The sequence below is a fragment of the Litoribacter populi genome, from assembly GCF_007483685.1.
In the GTDB taxonomy this organism is placed as follows: domain Bacteria; phylum Bacteroidota; class Bacteroidia; order Cytophagales; family Cyclobacteriaceae; genus Litoribacter; species Litoribacter populi.
The window spans coordinates 1-4,500 of record NZ_VMKN01000005.1; the positions used below are offsets into that span (position 1 = coordinate 1).

The window sequence follows — 4,500 nt, forward strand, 5'->3', positions numbered from 1 at the left end:
GGCGGTCACTTCCTTGTCAGTACCTACATTCTTGTCGTCAAACTCACCGTTGTTCGAGCTCACATCAACCTCATCGCCTGAAACAAGGCCGCTAGTAATGCTAGCAGAGGTAGTGGCTGTGACATTGCCGTCATAAACTTTATCTTCAGCAGATATACCGATCACAAGAGTAGCTGGTGTAATATCAGCTGTTCGTAATAACTTCGTATAGCATACATTATACGAAGTTATACGAGGCGGTCACTTCCTTGTCAGTACCTACATTCTTATCGTCAAACTCACCGTTGGTCGAGCTCACGTCTACATCGTCACCAGAAATAAGCGTAATAACTTCGTATAGCATACATTATACGAAGTTATACGAGGCGGTCACTTCCTTGTCAGTACCTACATTCTTATCGTCAAACTCACCGTTGGTCGAGCTCACGTCTACATCGTCACCAGAAATAAGCGTAATAACTTCGTATAGCATACATTATACGAAGTTATACGAGGCGGTCACTTCCTTGTCAGTACCTACATTCTTATCGTCAAACTCACCGTTGGTCGAGCTCACGTCTACATCGTCACCAGAAATAAGCGTAATAACTTCGTATAGCATACATTATACGAAGTTATACGAGGCGGTCACTTCCTTGTCAGTACCTACATTCTTATCGTCAAACTCACCGTTGGTCGAGCTCACGTCTACATCGTCACCAGAAATAAGACCGCTTGAGATCGAAGCTGTGGTAGAGGCAGTGACCTTGCCATCATAAACTTTATCTTCAGCAGAGATGCCGATCACTAGTTGTGCAGGCGTAATATCGGCCTGGGCAATAGCTGTGGCGTTCGCAATATAGTTGCCAGCATCCGATCCGGACTTGGCCACATCAGCAGTCACTTCCTTGTCATTGCCCACATTCTTGTCGTCAAACTCACCGTTGTTGGAGCTCACGTCTACATCGTCACCAGAAATAAGACCGCTTGAGATAGAAGCTGTGGTAGAGGCAGTGACATTGCCGTCATAAACCTTGTCCTGGGCAGATATACCGATCACAAGGGTAGCAGGAGTAATGTCAGCAGTAGCAGTTCCAATGGTAGTAAGGGTGTAATTATCTGCATCATTTCCTGATAATACCATACCTGAAGGAGTGACTACTTTGTCATTATCAACGTTCTTGTCTGCAAAACCAGCTGTTCCGCCGATCAAAGCAACTTCATCACTGTCCAAAACTCCATTTAAGGTTCTTGTAAGTACTTCTGCCTCTGTAGTCCCGTCATAGGTTTTGTTTTCTACTGTAAAAGCCCCAAATACCTCTTTAGCATTTACAGTTAAAGTCGCAGTACCATCACTAGTGACTTCTCCGCAGTCATTTGCAACAACAACTCTATATTTATAACCAGACATAGCCACTGTAGGCTTAGTCAAGCTTAAAGTGGCAGCATTAACTCCAGAATAAATCCCTCCACTTGGAATGTTTTCAAAACCGTTTCCCGAGTCAACTTGCCATTGATGGGTTAGAGAACTTGTACTATTTGAAGAAACGATAAACTCCGTATTTGTTCCATATATAACAGTCTGACCTAGTACTGGTTCAATTGTTGGTTTTGGACATAATATATAATTTCCGGTAATTGTTCTAGCTTGGGATGGTGAATTATATCTAAAATCATATAGACTATTACCAGATTGTAAGGTTCCTTGAGAAACAACTACAGACGAAAGATTATATTTTTCATTATCATAAGTTATCGTTTCGGGATAAGAAAAAAACACATCATTGTTATTTCTTGAAGCAATAGTAAAAACAGTATTATCACTTCCAGTTATTGCTGTAGGCTGCCCAGTAGCCTGGGTATATTGATAGGAAACATTTGCTGATGCACCTGAAGGTAACCCACCTACTGAGAAGGTGACATTGCCATCCGTAAAAAACGTCTCTGCCACATACCCCGTCACATTTCCCGTAACCTCCAAATGAAAAGCCACACCCAAATGCCTCTCATCAATCGGAAACTCCAACATCCAGCTTCCGTCTTCACGGACCTGGATGTCGAAATCATTATGATGATCATAATGCGGTTCCTCATCAATATGGATCCGCACCGAAGTGTCCAGGGTCCACCCGGACCCCGTGATAATGGCGACCTCCCCTGGTGCATAGTCGTCCTTATCGGAGACTACCGTGGGTTCGCTGCCGACTGGATAGGCCGGCGTCTGTGCATGGGCAGCTGCTGCCCACCAGACACAGAAGAGAAAGAGTAAAATTCTTTTCATTGGATATAAAAATTAGGAATTTGTAGATTTTTTTTTGCCTTATAAAAAATGAGCCATATGAAAACCTGAAAAAATCACAGGATCTTTGTAATAAAAATATACTTTAAAATGCAATATGTAAAGACTAAAATGCTGTTTGAATAAATTTAACCGATTAATTAATTTTAATCGGTTAATATTACGACACAAAATAAAGATAAAAAAAGCCATAAATAGGTGAAAAAATTTAACTCTTAACAATTATATTCTTTTTCAAATAAAAAACAGAACTTTTACAATCCCTCAATTAATTTTCTAAATAAGGTCCTTTTTTCAATTGGCCCTAAAATTGTGGAGCTCAATCACTTGGTAGATTAGCGGGATTAGTGTCGACCTCCCACACCATCGTCCGTCCCGTAAGAAATTCAGCAGTTCCTTTGTATACTTTTCGGTAGTAATCGTTTAGAAACAATTAGCCAGACTGTTGAAGACCAGTTTCGTGTTAAAATAAACCAGGGACATGGGATTGGACAAATACAAGTAAAGGTGGTGCTGTTCCAGATTAGAATTCCGTTTACGATACTGAGGAAGCTGCTGTCCAGGCCATATTCATGCACATCATCTGCCTCATCTACGGTGCTCGGATCATGGAAAGGATTGAACAAAGGGTATAAACCCATACCATTTTCGGACCTTCTTCGGATTTAGATCGGTAGCCTTCTGGCAACCATGCGGGGGAATTGCTTTTTTATTGGGTTTTCTACTAATCCTGTCAGTTATTGTGGTTGCGTTTGCAAGAAGTTAGATTCTCCATATTAAACCTTTACCATCAGCAATTAAAGGGCAGATAGCCTTTGCCATCTGCCCTTTTTTGTCCTTCTACTTCCTCAACAAATTTAAGGTACCTCTCCTCATATCTCCATGCCCTGTTTCGATGACATAAAAGTAAGCACCTACCGGTAATGCTCTGCCCTGATGGGTTCCGTCCCACTGTACTTTTGCATCATCAGTTTGGAACACCTGCTTGCCACCTCGGTCAAAGATTGTGATACGGATGTTTTGGTAGGCTTTCAATTCCTCTACTCCCCAAGTGTCGTTTACCCCGTCATTGTCCGGTGTAAAGGTGTTGAAGATTTCGAGTTTATCCAGACCTGATTTTTCTGCATACAGCATGAAATTTCTGCTGATCATGTTGCCTACCCTATCGGTGGATTGGATGGCTACCTGATAGCTAATTCTGCTGTTTACACTTTCGGTGCTGTTCCAGATAAGTCTTCCGTTTGCGATGCTGAAGAAGCTGTTGTCCAACAAGCCGTTATCCAAAGCATACTCATGAACATCATCCGCCTCATCCACAGTGGTCAGATCCGCAATTGAAGATCCGGCTGTGATACCTTTAGCAATAACTTCACTGCTCAGGAGGATGTTAGTTGGAAGGGCTTTGTCCTCTACAAGTATCGGGATAATAATGGATCCAATATTTCTTGCATTGACGCTAATCACCTCACCGTTGATCTCATAGAATCCTGCAACAATTGGATCGTAGCCATTGCTGAACCACTTAATTTGAGCATTTTCGCCATTCATCAGCTCACTGCCGATTTTGTTCAAGCTAGTCTGCAGTTCTTCAAAGGAGGTCTTCCAAGAAACAGTTACCAAGTCGCCGAGCAGTTGGGTTGCATCTTCGAAACCAGGCTCTTCACCTTCTCTGTAGGAAACGTTGCAGCTTCCGATGAAGGAATCAGAATTGGCTAATAGTGCTTGTACTGCATTGGCATTAACGCAAATGGTTTTACGAGCATTTGGATTTCCAGGAGGCACTTGACACACCTGAACCTTATTGCCGCCATTGCCACAAGAGGCTTCCACTGAAATCACCTTGAAGGTGGCACTTGCAGCACAGACTCCGTTGTTGGAGATTTCCACATCATACTCCCTTACAAAGTCACCGGATGCATTTACTTTTAAAGTAGAACCATTATTCGTTACAGTCTTCCTGACCCCATTTTCTACATACCACCATTTATAGGACACATTGGCTAAAGAAGGTGTAAAGGATGCAGTTAAAGTGGTGCTGGAAGGCAAGCCAAATGAAGAAGCCGCCCCTTCGAATACTACAACATTTCCTTTTCCGTTTTCGGCTACGCTTGAGGTAACTGTGGCGTTGAGGACGTTTACTTCGGCAGAGTTAGTAGTAATAGAACCTTGAAGATTATTTGAGATCGGAATGTACTGTGCTGTTATATTATATACATTTCCGG

Annotated in this window: 6 protein-coding genes; all 6 read right to left on the reverse strand. The window is 42.3% G+C overall.

All coding sequences use genetic code 11. The features are described 5' to 3' along the window. Positions 1–231, reverse strand: a 231-nt coding sequence (locus tag FPL27_RS20325; RefSeq protein WP_394348534.1) for a YDG domain-containing protein, incomplete at its 3' end; no start/stop codon positions are given. Then, the gene (locus FPL27_RS19910; RefSeq protein ID WP_185974433.1) at positions 218–343 is read right to left on the reverse strand and encodes a YDG domain-containing protein; all 126 of its coding nucleotides are present in this window, start codon (positions 341–343) and stop codon (positions 218–220) included. The genes FPL27_RS20325 and FPL27_RS19910, both read right to left, overlap by 14 nt. 3 nt (positions 344–346) lie before the next feature. Next, positions 347–472, reverse strand: coding sequence for a YDG domain-containing protein (locus FPL27_RS19915; protein ID WP_185974433.1), 126 nt, complete (start codon positions 470–472; stop codon positions 347–349). Between the two features lie 3 nt (positions 473–475). Beyond that, the gene (locus tag FPL27_RS19920) at positions 476–601 is read right to left on the reverse strand and encodes a YDG domain-containing protein (RefSeq protein WP_185974433.1); all 126 of its coding nucleotides are present in this window, start codon (positions 599–601) and stop codon (positions 476–478) included. 3 nt (positions 602–604) lie between these two features. Next, entirely contained in the window at positions 605–2,260 is a 1,656-nt protein-coding gene (locus tag FPL27_RS19630; RefSeq protein WP_143962943.1) for a YDG domain-containing protein, read from the reverse strand. 858 nt (positions 2,261–3,118) lie between these two features. After that, on the reverse strand, positions 3,119–4,500 hold a 1,382-nt coding region (locus FPL27_RS19635), incomplete at its 5' end, for a T9SS type B sorting domain-containing protein (RefSeq protein ID WP_143962944.1).